Annotated in this window: 13 protein-coding genes; 5 read left to right on the top strand and 8 right to left on the bottom strand. The window is 67.5% G+C overall.

Going from position 1 to position 15,522, the window contains the following annotated elements:
- Window positions 1-3: 3 nt before the first annotated feature.
- The 5 genes from ASE63_RS03390 to ASE63_RS03370 form a co-directional block, all read right to left on the bottom strand.
- Complete coding sequence (locus ASE63_RS03390) at window positions 4-840, bottom strand: ATP-binding cassette domain-containing protein (protein ID WP_082609599.1); 837 nt, start codon at window positions 838-840, stop codon at window positions 4-6.
- Between the two features lie 64 nt (window positions 841-904).
- Window positions 905-1,984, bottom strand: coding sequence for a siderophore-interacting protein (locus ASE63_RS03385; protein WP_056796347.1), 1,080 nt, complete (start codon window positions 1,982-1,984; stop codon window positions 905-907).
- Window positions 1,977-3,959, bottom strand: coding sequence for a Fe(3+)-hydroxamate ABC transporter permease FhuB (gene fhuB, locus ASE63_RS03380; protein ID WP_200962522.1), 1,983 nt, complete (start codon window positions 3,957-3,959; stop codon window positions 1,977-1,979). Before fhuB ends, ASE63_RS03385 begins: the two co-directional genes overlap by 8 nt.
- The gene (locus tag ASE63_RS03375) at window positions 3,952-4,860 is read right to left on the bottom strand and encodes an ABC transporter substrate-binding protein (protein WP_056796345.1); all 909 of its coding nucleotides are present in this window, start codon (window positions 4,858-4,860) and stop codon (window positions 3,952-3,954) included. The genes fhuB and ASE63_RS03375 overlap by 8 nt, the downstream gene beginning before the upstream one ends.
- Before the next feature lie 115 nt (window positions 4,861-4,975).
- Window positions 4,976-7,201, bottom strand: coding sequence for a TonB-dependent siderophore receptor (locus ASE63_RS03370; RefSeq protein ID WP_056796342.1), 2,226 nt, complete (start codon window positions 7,199-7,201; stop codon window positions 4,976-4,978).
- A gap of 258 nt (window positions 7,202-7,459) precedes the next feature.
- Between ASE63_RS03370 and ASE63_RS03365 the strand changes: the two genes are divergently transcribed.
- Window positions 7,460-8,308, top strand: coding sequence for an AraC family transcriptional regulator (locus ASE63_RS03365; RefSeq protein ID WP_244491254.1), 849 nt, complete (start codon window positions 7,460-7,462; stop codon window positions 8,306-8,308).
- A gap of 307 nt (window positions 8,309-8,615) precedes the next feature.
- Window positions 8,616-9,233, top strand: coding sequence for a helix-turn-helix transcriptional regulator (locus tag ASE63_RS03360; RefSeq protein ID WP_056796336.1), 618 nt, complete (start codon window positions 8,616-8,618; stop codon window positions 9,231-9,233).
- A gap of 6 nt (window positions 9,234-9,239) precedes the next feature.
- Here ASE63_RS03360 and ASE63_RS03355 read toward each other — a convergent pair whose 3' ends face one another.
- The 3 genes from ASE63_RS03355 to ASE63_RS03345 are packed head-to-tail and all read right to left on the bottom strand — an operon-like array spanning window position 9,240 to window position 11,748.
- The gene (locus ASE63_RS03355) at window positions 9,240-10,262 is read right to left on the bottom strand and encodes a biotin-dependent carboxyltransferase family protein (protein ID WP_056796332.1); all 1,023 of its coding nucleotides are present in this window, start codon (window positions 10,260-10,262) and stop codon (window positions 9,240-9,242) included.
- A complete protein-coding gene (locus ASE63_RS03350; RefSeq protein WP_056796329.1) occupies window positions 10,259-10,993 on the bottom strand; it encodes a carboxyltransferase domain-containing protein in 735 nt (244 codons plus the stop codon). Before ASE63_RS03350 ends, ASE63_RS03355 begins: the two co-directional genes overlap by 4 nt.
- Window positions 10,990-11,748 carry a 5-oxoprolinase subunit PxpA gene (locus ASE63_RS03345; protein ID WP_056796326.1) on the bottom strand — a complete coding sequence of 253 codons (759 nt, stop codon included), beginning with the start codon at window positions 11,746-11,748 and terminating at the stop codon, window positions 10,990-10,992. The genes ASE63_RS03350 and ASE63_RS03345 overlap by 4 nt, the downstream gene beginning before the upstream one ends.
- A gap of 226 nt (window positions 11,749-11,974) precedes the next feature.
- Between ASE63_RS03345 and ASE63_RS03340 the strand changes: the two genes are divergently transcribed.
- The 3 genes from ASE63_RS03340 (at window position 11,975) to ASE63_RS03330 (ending at window position 15,435) form a co-directional block, all read left to right on the top strand.
- A complete protein-coding gene (locus ASE63_RS03340; protein WP_056796323.1) occupies window positions 11,975-13,894 on the top strand; it encodes a PAS domain-containing sensor histidine kinase in 1,920 nt (639 codons plus the stop codon).
- Window positions 13,895-14,091: 197 nt separating this feature from the next.
- On the top strand, window positions 14,092-14,391 hold the full coding sequence (locus tag ASE63_RS03335) for a hypothetical protein (protein WP_156410157.1): 300 nt from the start codon (window positions 14,092-14,094) through the stop codon (window positions 14,389-14,391).
- 375 nt (window positions 14,392-14,766) lie between these two features.
- Window positions 14,767-15,435, top strand: coding sequence for an SGNH/GDSL hydrolase family protein (locus ASE63_RS03330; RefSeq protein ID WP_082609598.1), 669 nt, complete (start codon window positions 14,767-14,769; stop codon window positions 15,433-15,435).
- Window positions 15,436-15,522: the final 87 nt, after the last annotated feature.

Below are 15,522 nucleotides of genomic sequence, written 5' to 3'. Positions count from 1 at the left end.
AGATCAGCGGGCGAAAGCGAGGGGGCGGCCCGTGTCGGGATGACTCGTCACGGCCATCCGCACGCCGTAGATCGCCTCGAGCCGGTCGGTCGTCATGATGTCGGCAGGTGTGCCGCGTGCGATCAGGCGCCCCGAATGCAGCGCGATGATTTCGTCGCAATAGGCCGCAGCCATGTTGACGTCGTGCAGCACGACGACGACGCCGAGCTGGCGCTCCCTCGCGAGGCGCCGCACCAGCGACAGAACCTCGATCTGGTGGGAGATGTCGAGCGCCGAGATCGGCTCGTCCAGCAGCAGGTATTCCGCGTCCTGCGCGACCAGCATTGCCAGCCAGACCCGCTGGCGCTCGCCGCCGGAGAGCGTATCGACCAGCCGTTCGCCGAAGCGCTCGGTATCGGTAAGTGCCATCGCCTCGCTGACCTTCTCGCGATCGCGCTGCCCGAAGCGGCCAAGCGCGCCGTGCCAGGGATAGCGGCCGAGCGCCACCAACTCCTTCACCAGCATGCCCGTCGCCGGCGGCGTCTGCTGCGGCAGATAGGCGACCTTGCGGGCGAAGGCACGGTCGTTCCAGTCGTTCAGGAGCCTGCCCTCGAAGCGCACGGCGCCGTCGGAGACGGGCTCCTGCCGCGCCAGCAGCTTCAGCAGCGTGGACTTGCCCGAGCCGTTATGGCCGATGAGCCCGATGACCTGGCGGCCGGGCAGGTCGAGCGTCAGCGGCTCGAGGAGCTGGCGCCCGGCGACGGCAAAGCTCGCGCCTTCGAGGGCGAAGAGCGGTGCGCCGCCGCCCGCCACGGGGCCTCGGTCGTCCTCCTCGGGAGCGGTGTTGAGCGCTGTTGTCATCGTGGCAACGGGTCCAGTCAGTGTTCCGGGGCCGGGCTGATAAAGTCCTGCATCGTTGTGCGCGTCAGTCGCGCTCTTGCAAGGGCGGTTCGCCTCCCCGGCGCCAATAGGCTGCCGCGATATGGCGCTCCTTCGGCAAGGCGCGGTCCTTGCGGAGATAGGCCCGCAAGGCGCGCGCTTGGACCTGCTCGCAGCCGATCAGGGCATAGGTCACGACACCCTCCGGCCACTCGACCGCGCGCACCGCCCGCTCCAGCAGGTCGGTGGTGCCGGCCTCTGCGCCGTTGCGGTGCAGCCAGGAGAGATCGATCGCGGCCGCGGAGCTGATCGGCTGCTCCTCCCCGTCATCCGCGACCTCGATCAGCAGTGTCGCGCGTGCCTGTGACGGCAGGCTCTCCGCGATGCGTGCGATGACCGGCAACGCCGTCTCGTCGCCGCAGAGCAGGTACCAGTCGGCCAGCACGATCTCGCCGCCGCCGGGGCCGGTCAGCCCTACCGGGTCGCCCGGTTGCGCCGACAGCGCCCAGACCGAGCCGGCGCTGTCGTCATGCAGCACGACGTCGATGTCGACCGTGCTGCGCGCCTTGTCGATACTGCGGATCGTATAGACCCGGCCGGTCAGCTCGTCCTCGCCCTTCGGCCAGATGACGCGGCCATCGCCGGCGATCGAGGGCCAGACCGGGACGCGACGCTTGGGCGGAATCAGAACCCTGACATGCAGCCCACCATCCTCCAGCTTGCCGGCATCCTCGACCGCCAGGGTAACGCGCTGCATCCGCGGCGTGATCCGCCGGCTCGAGCGCACCGTGGCGCGGTGAAAGAACGGGATCTCGGAGACGCTACTGCCATCGCCGCTCCAGGCGAAGACGGGCACCCCGTCGGGCGAAAACTCGACCACATGCTCCGCGACGGAGGATTTCACCACGAAGAGATAGCTCAGGTTCGGGGACCGGGTGCTTACATGCAGCGCCCCAGCGGCGGCCTCGAGCTCGACCGTCCCGAAGGGGCTTTCCAGCCGCCCGATCCCGCCGTCCCGCGTCACGGTGCCATGTTCGGCGAAATGGCTGCAGAGCTTCTCCAGCATGGTGGCCGGGTCGCTGAGGGGGATGCGGGTCGACGCGACGAGCATGTCCGGTTCAGCCATTGCGTTCCGCTCCTCGGCTCAAAAGCCAGATCAGGTAGGGGCCGCCGATCAGGGCTGCGAAAAGCCCGACCGGGACCTGATAGGGAAAGACGACGGCCCGCGACAGCCAGTCCGCGAGGACCATCAGCGCAGCACCGAACACGATCGCCGCGGCGAGCTGGTGCCGGCCATGGGCGAAGCCCGACAGCCGGGCCAGGTGTGGGCCGACGAGCCCGATCAGGCTGAGCGGGCCGATCATCAGCGAAGCCGTGCCCGTCAACAGAGCCGCGAAGCCGGCGGGTGCGAGCCGGCTCGTCGTCTGCGGCAGGCCGACCGCGCGGCTGACGGTCGCGCCGAGCGGCAACACGTCGAGCCAGCGCGAAAACAGGAACAGCGGCAGGACCAGGAAGAGACAGGCGGCAAGCCCTGTCCAGGCCTCGATCGGGCCGGCCCGGTTGGTCGAACCGGAGAGCCAGAGCAGCAGCGCATAGGAGCGCATGTCGCCCTGCGCCAGCATGGTCGAGACGACCGCCATGCACAGCGCACCCATGGCGATGCCGGCGAGCAGAAGGCGCGTCGGGCCGTAGCCGGGGCGAGCGGCGACGCCCAGCATGATCAGCGCCACGGCTAGCGAGCCCGAAGCCGCGCCGAGCAGCATTTGAACCGGCCCCACGACGGGCGCGAACAGCAGCATCAGCGCGAGCCCGAGACCGGCACCGGCGCTGACGCCGAGCACTTCCGGTCCGGCCAAAGGGTTTCCGGTCAGCCGTTGCATCAGCGTGCCGGCCGCGGCGAGCATCGCGCCCGCGGTTGCCGCGACGACGATGCGCGGCGCGCGGAAGGGCATCAGATCGGCAAGCAGCGGCCCGGTCGCTATGCTCCAGCCGTCCGGGCCGGGGCCGAGTATCAGCGCGATGGCGCAGAACAACGCCAGCAGAACGCCCCCCGCCAGGACGGCGACCCAGGGATGGCCGAGCCTGGCTATCGTATGCCGGCCGCCGATCGTCCGCGGCGGGATGGTGTGGCGCAGCTGCCGGGCCATCCAGAGCAGCAGCGGGCCACCGAGCAGCGCTGTGGCGGCGCCGGTCGGTGCAAGGTCGGCCGTCGCCGAGCCGAGCAGTTGCACCGCACTATCGGTCACCGAGAGTAGGATCGCACCCGCGAAGGGGGCAGCGATGAGGAGGTCGCGCAGGCGGCGTGCTCCCGCTGCCCGGGCGATCACCGGGGCAGCGAGCCCGACGAAACCGATGATGCCGACCTCGGCCGTGACCGAAGCCGCCAGCCAGACGGCGACGAGCAGGACGAGCAGGCGCATGGCTGGGAGGGCAAGGCCGAGGCTGCGCGCATTGTCGTCGTCGAGCGTGAGCAAGGTGAGCGGGCGCAGCAGCAGCGCCGCGGCGATGGCGCCCAGCAGGAGGCGCGGCGCCAGCATCAGCGGCGCGTCCCAGCTCTGCTGGTTGAGCGAGCCGGCGCCCCAGATGAAGAGCGACAGCACATACTCGCCCTTGGCCAGGATGACGGTCGCGCTGAGGGCGGCGGCGATGAGCGAGATCACCATGCCGGACAGCACGACCGTGACCGGATCGAGTTTCTGCCGCCAGGACAGCGCCAGCACGATCGCCACAGTGGCGAGGCCGCCGGCAAGTGCGGTCAACTCGCGCGACAGGGCGATCAGCGCCGGCGCGTGGACGGTCGCGACCGTCAGCGCGAGCTGGGCTCCGGACGCAATGCCGAGCGTGGAGGCATCAGCGATCGGGTTGCGCAGGACCTGCTGGAACAGCACGCCCGAGAGGCCGAGCGCCGCGCCGCAGATCAACGCCGTGGCGAAGCGTGGCATCAGGCTGTGCCAGAGCAGGATCCGTTCGAGTGCGGCGGTGACCGCGGGATCGCCGGGGAGCGCGGCACGGCCGAGGATGACCGCGGCGCCGAGCAGGAGCGCGATGGCGACTGGCAGCAGCCAGCGCAGCATGGCGAGCGGAAGCCGGCTGCTAGCCACGGGCTGCACCTGCGTAACGCTCGATGGCGGCGACGAGCAGCCGCGCGAAGCGGCGTGCCGCAGGCAGGGCACCGAAGGGGTTGACCGGCTCAAGCGTGAGAACGCGTCCAGCCACGACATTTGGCAGCGCATTCCAGAACGCGCTGCGGCCGAGGATGCGCGTGGCATCTTCCGGCACGGGCGGGATCACGACGATCCAGGCTTCCGGGATTCGGGCCAGCGCCTCGAGGCCGACCGGCGCCATGGCGGAATAGCTTGTGGCTTGCGTCCAGGCATTGGCGACGCCGAGGCGCGCCAGCACTTCCCCGAACATGCTGTCGGCGCCGAAGACGCGAAAATGGCGGGCATCGCCGAGATTGATCGGGATGACGGGGCGGCCTCCGAGGGCAGCGATCCGGCCGCGCAGCCCGGCGAATTCGGCTTTCGTCTCCGCGACGAAGCGCTGCGCCGCCGCCTCCGCGCCGAGCCGGCGGCCGATCGCCAGCGTCATCGCCTCGGCGGCAGAGAAGGGGGCGACGCCTTGTGCATAGATCGTGAAGCTCTCGACCGGCGCGATCAGCCCCAGTCGCTCCGCCGAGGAAGCATAGAAATTGGAGATGAAGATCAGCTCCGGCCGCACCAGCTGCAGCATCTCGAAATTGACGGTGCCGCGCAGGCCCAGATCCGCCACGGAGGCCGGCACGGCAGGCTCGACCGCGACCTCGCGGAACTGCAGCAGCTCGGTCGCGGCCACCGGCGTGATGCCGAGGGCCAGCAGCGTTTCCAGCACGGCCCAGTCCACCGTCGCCACGCGCGTTCCGCCCACGCCGGAACCTGCCGCGCCGCTCGCCGGGCTAGCCGCGGCAGCGGCAGCCGCAAGGGCGAGCAAGGTGCGCCGCGTCGGGGCCGCCGGCTGCGTCATGGCCGCGACTCGTGGATGCAGGGGATGCGGTTGGTCATGCGGAGCCGCGCTTCGTGAGACGAAAAGGCCGTGGCTCGCGCCACGGCCTCGACATAGGGCCGGACAGGCCGGCCTGCTACCATTTGTAGTTGGCCGACAGCGTCACGGTGCGGGCATCGCCATAGCCGCAGCTCGAATAGCCCTGGCAGCTCTTGACGTAGGTCTTGTCGAACAGGTTCGAGACGTTCACCGCGACGCCCCAGTCGCCGATCTTGTAGCGGATGGCGGCATCGACCAGCGTGACGGCGGGGACCTTCAGCGTGTTCTCGTTGTCGACCCAGGAGCTTCCGACATAGCGCACGCCGGCTCCAAGCCCGACGCCCTTCAGCGGCCCCTCCGTGAAGGTGTAGTCGAGCCAGCCCGACGCGGTGACTTCGGGCACGATCTGCGGCGTCTTGCCGACATAGGCGGGCCGCGTGTCCTTCGTCGTCTCCAGGTCGAAGGCGGTGAAGCTCGCCAGCACCTTGAGGTTCTCGGTGAGGTTGGCCTTCGCCTCGAATTCGACGCCGGTCGAGGTGACTTCGCCGAGCTGCTGCTGGCCGAAGGGGTTGAGCACCGTCGGAGCCGGGTTGACCACGTTCTGCTTGACGAGGTGGAACACCGACGCCGTGAACAGCGCATCCATGAAGGCCGGCTTGTACTTCAGGCCGGCCTCGTACTGATAGCCTTCCTCCGGCTTGAACGGCGTCGCCGGGCCGCCCGCAAGATTGGGGACGGCGTCGAAGACCGGGTTGAAGAAGGTCGCGGCGCTGACATAGGGCGTCAGCCCATTGGCGAACTCATAGGCCAGGCCGGCGCGGCCCGAGAAGGCGGCTTCGTTCTTGCTGTAGCTTGGCGAGAACAGCAGCCCCGGCGCGCTGACGGACTTCTTCTTCACATAGTCGTAGCGGCCGTTGAGCGTGACCAGCCAGCCATCGCCGAAGCGGATCTGGTCCTGCAGGTAGAGCCCCATCTGATTGTGGCTCAGGTCCTGGTCGAGATAGACCGAGGCCGGGCCCTGCGGCGCGCTGAAGACCGGGTTGGTGACGCTGATCGGCGTGGCGCCGCCCGAGGCCTGGGTGTGGTCGATGTTGAAGTACTTGTAGTCGGCGCCGAGCAGCAGCGAATGGCCGAGTGCTCCGGTCCGGAAGCTTCGCTCGAGCCGGTTGTCGATCAGGAAGGTGTTGACCGCGGTGCGCTCCTGGAAGCCGATGCGGTAAAGCTGGTAGTCAGGGGCCAGCGGCTGGAACCGGTCGCCGAAGGGAGCGTCCGGCCCGGCATAGCCGAAGCCGTAGGGGCCGAGCTGCGAGCCCCTCATCCGGCCGTAGCGGGCGTTCTGGCTGAAGCTCCAGCCATTGTCGAACTGGTGCTGGAACTCGTAGCCCAGCATCGTCTGGGTGCGCTTCTGGCTGTCGATGTCTGGCTCGCCGAGAAAGGCCTTGCGGCGGATCTTGCCGAAGGGCGCGTCGACGACCGTGCCGACATAGGGCAGGAAGCCGCCGCCGGCATGAATCTGGTCGAGCGCCTGATAATAGCCATAGGCGGTGAAACGGGTCGCCCCGGTCGGCTGGTAGGCGATCTGCGGCAGGATGAAGCCGCGAAAATCGCGGGACACGTCGGTGTACTGGTCGCCGCCGCTGAGGCGCCCGGTGAGGCGCGTGCTCCAGACGCCTTGCTTGTCGCTGACGCCGATGTCGACATTGGTATAGGCGTTGCCGAACTGGGTGATTCCGGCTTCGACCAGCCCGAAATTCTTGCCGTTTGGCCGCTTGCTGACGAGGTTGACGATGCCGCCGGGGTTGCCGCCGCCATAGAGCACCGAGGAGGGGCCCTTCAGCACCTCGACGCGCTCAAGCTGGAACGGGTCGATCTGGAAGCCGCCGAAGCCGAAGGCGTAGTTCGACAGCCCGTCGAGGAAGACGCCGCTCTGCGTCGCCTGGAAGCCGCGAATGAAGATCCAGTCGGTGTCCGGGTCCGGCCCGAAGGGCTGGGCCGTCACGCCAGAGGTATAGCGCAGCACCTCGTCGACCTTCTGCGCGTTGCGGTCCTCGATCTCCTGCCGGCCGATCACGGAGACCGATTGCGGGATCGCGGTAATCGGCGTGTTCGTCTTCGAGCCGGTGGCCGTGCGCTGGGGAACATAGCCGTTCACCGGTCCAGTCGCCGTCTCGGCCTGGCCTTCGACGACGACCGCATCGAGCTGGACGGTCCCGCCCGGCGCCGCGGGAGCCTGCGCGAAGGCGGCAGGGCCGCACGTCAGGGCGGCGAGCGAAACGGCTGATGCAAGAATAGATCTGATTTTCTTTGATCTAAGGTAGTTCATTTTTAGATTCCGTCCCAAATAAAGGCGGCAATGTTGATCTATTCTGATTTAGAATGGTTCAAAACAAGCTGCGCTCGAAGCTGTTTCTCCGTAACAGCTAATCCATCGGGCGGATTGATCGTTTCTGTTGTGTATTGAATATTCCTGGGTGTCGACCCGCTAATTCATGTGGCATAGTTGTATTTTGGCCGCTCGCCGGCGCCAGGTCGGGAAATGTCAATGTCGTTCCAGCCGCGGATGAAGTCTGTGCGAGAAGGCGTGTCGGTCCTCGATCCGCTGAAATGCCGCGTGTTCAACGGGATCGTCGCCGATCTCTGGTGCGCTCAGTGCGACCGGGACGCGCGCGGGGAATATGTCTCGGCGGATCCGCGTCTCTTCATCGTCCTGGATAGGGTCGGGGGCGAATTCGAGACGCGGCTCGACCGGCTGCGGGGCAAAGCGAGCCCGTCACGGCCGGGCTCGATCAGCTATCTGCCGGCAGAGGTCCCGGTCTGGGGGCAGACGAATGAGAGCCTGCGGATCAGGCATCTGGACCTGCATTTCAACCCGGAGCTGATCGCCGAGCGTCTCTCGGAGCGCCTCGACGTCGCCCTGCTGGCGCAGCCCCGTATCATGTTCGAGAACGAGCGCATCATGGCGCTGGCGCACATGATCGCCGCCGAATGCGCCGCCTCCGATGCCCGGCATGATCTCTATGGCGACAGCCTCGCGCTGGCGCTGCTGATCGAGCTCTTCCAGGTCCGTCGCGCCCAGCCGCGCAAGCGTTCGTCGCTGACACCAGGGCAGTTGCGTCGCGTGACGGATTACATCTCTGCCCATTGCGGCACCAACATCCGGCTTCAGGATCTCGCTGCGCTGGTGGACATCTCCCAATCCCACTTCAGCCACGCCTTCAAAGCGGCGACCGGCCTGCCGCCGCATCAGTTCCAGCTGCAGGCGCGGATCAGGCGAGGGCAGGACATGCTGGCCGCGGGCGAGCATTCGCTGACCCAGATCGCCGTCGAGACCGGCTTCTCCGACCAGGCCCATTTCACGCGCGTGTTCCGCAAGGTCGTCGGCGAGACCCCCGCGGCCTGGCAGCGCGCGCGGCGCAGCCTCGTCGCCTGAAGCTTGATGATTCTTCGTGGAAGCACGCCGTCATCCTGGGCGACCTGAGGGCGTCCCAGGATCGGTCATGGCCTGCCCTGTGACCGATCCCGGAGGTGCGCGGCTTCGCCGCTTGTCCAGGATGAGGGCAGGTTTCTAACGGACCTCATCCGGCGCTGGGTTACCGTTACGCGAGAGAACAGCCCCGCTCGTTGAACCTCCGGCCACCCTGACGCGACGAAAGGGGGACGGAACTCTTCCGCCTGTCATACCCGGAAACGGCTGCCAGGATACCGCGAAGACAATCGAGCTCGGGGAACATCTGCGTATGTCCATGATCTTCTCCCTCTCCCCCGCGACGGGCTATGTCCCCCTCCCGCCGCGCCATTCCCAGCCCGAAGCCGAGGATGCGGGGCGCGGCGCCAAGCCGCTTTTCATTATCGACGCCGACCTGCGGGTGCATTTCAGCAATCAGGGCGCTGCGGCCCTGGCGCGGGAGGGCCTCGGAGCGGGAGGCCGCTTCGTCTGCGCCGACAAGCTCTTCGGGGCCCGCCTCCAGACCTGGCTCAAGCGCCGCTGCGCCGGCGCCGCGCCGGAGGAGATGCGCCTGCCGCTGTCGATGCGCTGCGGCCGCCAGATCGTGATCGATATCGTCCATCTCGGCGGCGCCGGCATGGACCTGTTCGTGCTGACGGTCGACGATCCGCAGCGCTCGCTTGATCGCAATGTCGAGCAGGTTGCGGATGCCTGCGGGCTGACACCGACCGAGGCGCGCATGCTCGGCCTGATTGTCAAGGGGCTTGATACGGTGGTCGCCGCCAAGAAGCTCGGCATCGCCCGCACCACGGCGCGCACGCATCTCCAGCGCCTCTTCGCCAAGACCGGAACCGCCCGCCAGAGCGAGCTCGTCCGCTTCGTCGCCACCTTCGTCGAGGAGGCGGGCTGAGGCCCGTCATTCCCGCGCCCGCGCGTCCACCCAGCCATCGACCAGGTTCAGCCCGAACAGGAACTCGGAGCTGAACCGGTTGCGTATCAGCGGCTCGATCGTGATCTCACGGGAGAGGAAGCCCTGCTCGGCTGCCCGCGCCTGGACCGCCTCGGCATGGGAGACGGCCCTGAAGGCGAGGCGCGTCCCCGGTCGTGCCTGGGCCAGCCGTCCGAGATCGGCACCGATCACCGTCGCGATCTTGGGATAGCCGCCGGTCGATTGGCGGTCGGCCATCAGCACGATCGGTAGTCCTTCGCCCGGAACCTGGATCGCGCCCATCGCGACGCCGTCGGACGGGATGTTGAAGCCGAGCTGGTGGCTGAGCCGAGGCCCTTCCAGGAAGCAGGCCATGCGGTCACCGCGCGGCGAGATCGTCCAGGGTCCGGCCAGGAAGACCGCGATCTGGTCCGCCGAGAAGTAGTCGTCCTGCGGGCCGAGCAGGACACGGATCGTCTCGGCCGGCCGCTCCAGCAGCGGCGCGACGATGCGCCCGGTTGCGATCTCCCCGGCCGCCGCACCGATCGCAAGCCGGTCGCCGGGCTGCAGCATGCGCCCGTCGAGGCCGCCCATCCCGGTGCGTGTATGCGTCGCGCTGGAGCCCAGCACCTGCGGCAGCTCGAATCCGCCGGCGATGGCGAGATAGCTCCACATGCCGGCGGCCCCGGCCCGCAGCTTCAGTTTCCCGCCCGGTTCCAGTCGCATGACCGCCGCCGACGGCATGGCCTGCCCGTCCAGCGTCACCTGGAAGGCCCCGCCGGCGATCGAGACGGTGACAGGGCCGTCCTCGGCCGAAACCTCCATGCCGGCCAGCGAGACCTCGATGGCGGCGCTGCCGGGAGCATTGCCAAGCGCCCGGTTTGCCAGCGCATGGGCAAAAGGGTCCATCGGCCCGGCGCCGGTCACGCCGTAGCGCAGATAGCCGTGGCGCCCGCCATCCTGGACGGTCGAACCGGGGCCGGCAGAAACAATGCGCAGCATCGCCGTCATGGCGTCTGCCTGCGGGCGACGATCTCGCCGCTCTCCGCCCGCGCCTCAAGCGCCGCGAAGGTCGCCGTATCGATCGGCTCGAAACGCAGGCTGTCGCCGGGCTCGAACAGAAAGGCGCTGGCGCGATCGGGCGCATAGAGACGCTCGGGCGTGCGGCCGACGACATACCAGCCGGTCGGCATGGGAAAGCTCGCGATCGCGCTCAAGCCTCCGCCGACCAGGATCGCCTTGCTGTCATGCGGCGGGCGCGGCTTGGTCCGGCGCGAGATCGCCAGCGCCTCGGGCAGGCCGCCGAGATAGGTGAAGCCCGGCGAGAAGCCGTACATGTAGACGCGGTAGCGCGCCGCGGCATGCAGCCGCGCCGCCTCCGCCGCCGGGAGTCCGAGCAGCCCGGCCATCTCGGCGAGGTCTTCGCCATGCGGTAGCTCGTAGCAGCAGGGCACCGTCCAGAGCGCGGCGGCGGTCTTGCGGGCCACCGGCGCGTGCAGGTGCTGCTCGACCAGCGCGATGAGCTTTGCGCGGTCGAGCTGCAGCGGATCGTAGTGGATCATCAGCGAGCGATAGGTCGGGACCAGCTCGCGCAAGCCCTCCGGCGCGGCCGCCGCCAGCGCGGCATCGAGGGCGAGCACCCGGTCGCTGATATCCGCATCGACCGTGCGGCCGAACTCGACCACCAGCGCCGCCTCGCCGGCGTCGAGGAAGAGCGGAGGCGTGGCCGGCGCGCCGTTCATCCGAAGGAGGCGACCTTGACGCCCGCCTCTTCCAGCGCGGAACGGACCCGGCGGGCGGTGGCAACGGCGTGGCTCGAATCGCCATGGACGCAGATCGAGCGGATCGGCGTCGGCAGGCGCCGTCCCGAGAGGGTAATGATCGCACCCTCCGACACCATGGCGACGACGCGGTCCGCCGCCTCCTGCGGATCGCTGATCATGGCGCCCGGAAGGCTGCGCGCGACGAGAAGGCCTTCCTCGGTATAGCCGCGATCCGCGAAGACCTCCTGATGCACCCGCAGGCCGGCGGCCTCGCCGGCGGCGACCTGGGCGGTGAGTGCGGTCGCGAGAAAGGACAGGCCGGGGTCGACAGCCTTGATGGCGCGCGCGATCGCGTCCGCCACGGGGCGCTCTTCGCAGGAGATGTTGCCCAGCGCGCCATGCGGTTTGACATAGGTGATGCGGTGGCCGGAATAGGCGGCCAGCGCCGCCGCCGCGCCGATCTGGTAGGCGACGAGGCGTTCGATCTCGCCGGCCGAGAACGGAATCCGCCTGCGGCCGAAGCCCCAGAGGTCCGGAAAGCCCGGATGCGCGCCGACCGCCACGCCGCGTTCGCGCGCGACCGTGAAGGCATGGGCCATGATCTCAGGGTCGCCCGCATGCAGGCCGCAGGCGATGTTCGCGGAGGTCACGATCGAGAGCATCGCGTCGTCGTCGCCGCAGCGATAGGCGCCGAACCCCTCGGCGAGGTCCGCGTTGAGATCGATCGTCGTCATGCAGCGCTTCTCCTCAAGCCGGGCTCGCGCCGGTGCGGCCTCGAATCCCCTCAGATTACGACGATCCGCCCCGTCCGAGATAGACATCGCTTGGCTCTGCGAGGTGCCCGCGTTATCGCCGAGGCGGTTCTCCGCGAGATCGCAATTCGTTGTGGCGGCAAGGAACCCGGGCGCCTCTCCAGCGTTGATGCGCTGGCCCGAAAGACCGGGGCTGGGGAACACGGCGGTGGAAGAGCTGGATGTCAACGAACGCTATCGCCTGCTCGTCGAGGCGGTGACGGATTACGCGATCTACATGATCGATACTGACGGCCGTGTCGCAAGCTGGAACGCCGGGGCACGGCGCTTCAAGGGGTATGACGACCAGGAGATCATCGGGCGCCCCTTCTCCGATTTCTACACCCCCGAGGACCAGGCCGTCGGCCTGCCTGCGCACGCCCTCCAGAAGGCCCGTACCCAAGGCCGTTTCGAAAGCGAGGGCTGGCGGGTCCGCAAGGATGGCACCCGCTTCTGGGCGCATGTCATCATCGACCCGGTCCTGCATCCGGTGACGGGTAATCTCCTGGGCTATGCCAAGATCACGCGCGACCTGACCGAGCGCAAGCAGCGGGAGGATGCGCTGCGCCGCAGCGAGCAATCGTTCCGGCTGCTGGTGCAAGGCGTCACCGACTACGCCATCTTCATGCTTGACGAGCAGGGGATCGTCTCAAACTGGAATGCCGGCGCAGAGAGGATCAAGGGCTATCTCCCCGAGGAAATCGTCGGCCGGCACTTCTCGATATTCTACACCGAAGAGGACAGGGAGGGCGGCCTGCCGGCGCGGGCCCTGGACATCGCCCGCTCTGCCGGCAGCTTCGTGACTGAAGGGTGGCGGGTGGCCAAGGGCGGAAAGCGCTTCTGGGCCGCCGTGGTCATCGATCCGATCCGCGACGATGGCGGCACGATCATCGGTTTTGCGAAGATTACCCGCGACATGACGGCGAGCAAGGAGGCCGAACGGGCGCTCGCCGCTGCGAGCGAGGCGCTCTACCAGTCGCAGAAGCTCGAGTCGCTCGGCCAGCTCACCGGCGGCGTCGCCCATGATTTCAACAATCTGCTGACCGCGGTGATCGGGAGCCTGCAACTGCTGAGGAAGCAGGTGACGGATGACCGCCAGCAGCGCCTGATCGACAATGCGCTGGAGGGAGCGACGCGCGGGGTCACCCTGACCCAGAGAATGCTCTCCTTCGCGCGCAAGCAGGAAATCCAGCCGCGTCCGGTGGAGCTGCTGGAGGCGGTCTCCGGGATGCGGCCGTTGCTGGATCGCTCGCTCGGGCCGGAGATCCAGCTCGACATCGCCATTCCCGACGGCCTCCTGCCGGCATTCGTCGACCTCAACCAGCTCGAGCTCGCGATCCTCAACCTGGTCGTCAATGCACGCGACGCCATGCCGGCCGGGGGCACCATCACGATCCGGGCCGAGGAGCGGACGGTTCCGGCGGAAGGACCGGACGGTCTCGCGGCCGGCGATTATCTGTACCTGTCGGTGATCGATACCGGCGCAGGCATGGCCACCGATACGCTGGCCAAGGCCGTCGAGCCCTTCTTCACCACCAAAGGTGTAGGCAAGGGCACGGGGCTGGGGCTTTCCATGGTGCTCGGAACGGCCGAGCAGCATGGTGGCCGGCTACAGCTCGAAAGCAGCCCGGGCCAGGGCACCGCGGCGCATCTCTGGCTGCCGGCGAGCGAGCCGAGGGCAGGCCACCCCGAAGCTGCTGCCGCCGCGCCGGAGGCGACGGCACGAACGCTCAAGATCCTCGCCGTGGACGACGACGGTCTGGTGCTGATGAACACGGTCGCCCTGCTGGAGGATCTGGGGCATCAGGTCATCGAGGCCCAATCCGGCAAGGAGGCACTCGCGATCTTCGACGCCAGCGTGGATCTGGTCATCACCGATCATGCAATGCCGGGCATGACCGGCGCCGAACTCGTCGGCGAGCTGATCAACCGCCGGCCCGCTCTGCCGATCATCCTTGCGACCGGCTATGCCCAGCTGCCAGCGGGCCTGCCCGCCACGGTGAAGCGGTTGGCCAAACCGTTCTGGCAGAACGAACTCGACCAGGCGATCGCGGCTGCCATGAGCCGAGATCGCGAGCCGGCGCGTTGAGGAGCGCACCCGAACGACGCTGAACCGCCGGATCTGTCGGAGGATATTGGAGCGGGCAAAGCCCTCGGAGCGTCCCATCATGGTGCGTGTAGGACACATCGCCACGCATCCCTGAATAGGTCGCTTGAAGGGCGAAGCTCCCGCTTGTGTGACGGCTAACCAAGGGTTAGGTTTCGTGCCCCGGGGGGGACGGATGGATGTCGGGTGCGCGCGCGCGGCCATGGTCGTACCATGTGCTGGTCCTGGTCGAGGGCGAAGAATCCTTGTCGAGGCTCGGTGCGATGGAGGTCTGGCTTCGCCAGTGGGAAATTCCCTATCGGGTTGTGTCGGTGCCTCGCAATGATGGTGCGATCCGGGTCTGCTTCTCCGAAGACAAATACGCTCGGGCGTTCCAGATCAAGTTCGGCGCGCTTCGTGTTCCAGCGGATGCCTGTGCCGCTGCGCAAGCGGCCGAATCCTCAAGAATCGATGTCTGCCAGCTCGTCGAGGGCAAATAGCGGGCCTGCCGCCTCCGATAAGCCAGGTTCGATCAGCGCTGGCGCGGACGCATGTTCCCCGCATCGGCGCTCCACGCCGGTCTTCTCAGCAGCTTATATCCGGCTGCCCTGCCTTCAGTGCGGCGGCATTTCGGCGCAAATGGAATTGAACCTGACGTAGCTCAAGCCTATAAGCTCCGGTTGCGCCGACAAAAACTGAATACAGGCGCGCAAATCTGGGGCGGGGGCTCCTGGCATGACGGTTATTGGCTTGACTGCAGCTGCACTGGTCGTGCTGCTGCCGGTCATTGGTTTTGTTGCCTATTGCCGAGCATCGAGCATGGGCGCGCCAGGTGGAAGCGAGACATCCTCGGCGATTCCGTTCGGTAACGTTCGATGAAGCGCTCTTTACTGATTGTGTCGGCATTGCTGCTTGCCGCCGCTGCCGGCGCTGGCTTCAGCAGGGTGAACGGGTCCGCGAAATCGAGCGCCAGCTCTTATCATGAGGCCCGCTCGCAAATCGTTGGCGCCCATCTGCGGCAGCTTCCCGGTGACTACATTCTTTTGATGGGAGACTCCCATGCCGAAAGCTGGTTCACGCCGATGGGGTGCAATCTCCCCGTTGTGAACGCGGGTCTCGCGGGGGCGACGGCCCAGTCCTATTCTCGCTTTTTCGCGACCCTGACCCTGCCGCGCCCGCCGCGTGCAATGATCCTGACGATCGGCACGAATGATGCGCAAATCCGCCGTATCGGCGATCCGGACGAGGCGGTTGCAACCTACCAGCGCACGGTCGAGGCGCTCCTGAAAAGGGCGGCGGAGCAGACCGAAAACGTCATCGTAACACCTGTCCCGCCGCTCGATCCCAAGCGCGCCAGCGGCTTTTCGCGTGAGACAGCGTTGCGCTTCTCGACCGTCCTGGAAAACACATGCCGCAAGCAAGGGTGCCGCTTTGTCGATCCGTTTCCTGAGGGGACGGAGCTGTTCGATGGCGTCCATCTCGTCGATTATGCAAGGTCCTACGGAAATATCTGGGCTGCGCTGTGCCCCGCAATCAGCCGCTAGAGTGATCGGCCCGTTCGCCGGCAAATGGCAGAGAATTCAGGCTTTTTCGTCCGAATCGGGCGGTCCGTGATGGTGCGTCAGTCGATC

The sequence above is a fragment of the Allobosea sp. Root381 genome, assembly GCF_001429395.1.
Classification (GTDB): Bacteria; Pseudomonadota; Alphaproteobacteria; order Rhizobiales; family Beijerinckiaceae; genus Allobosea.
Note: the sequence above shows the minus strand (reverse complement) of the source record. Positions and strands in the feature narration are given on the sequence as shown.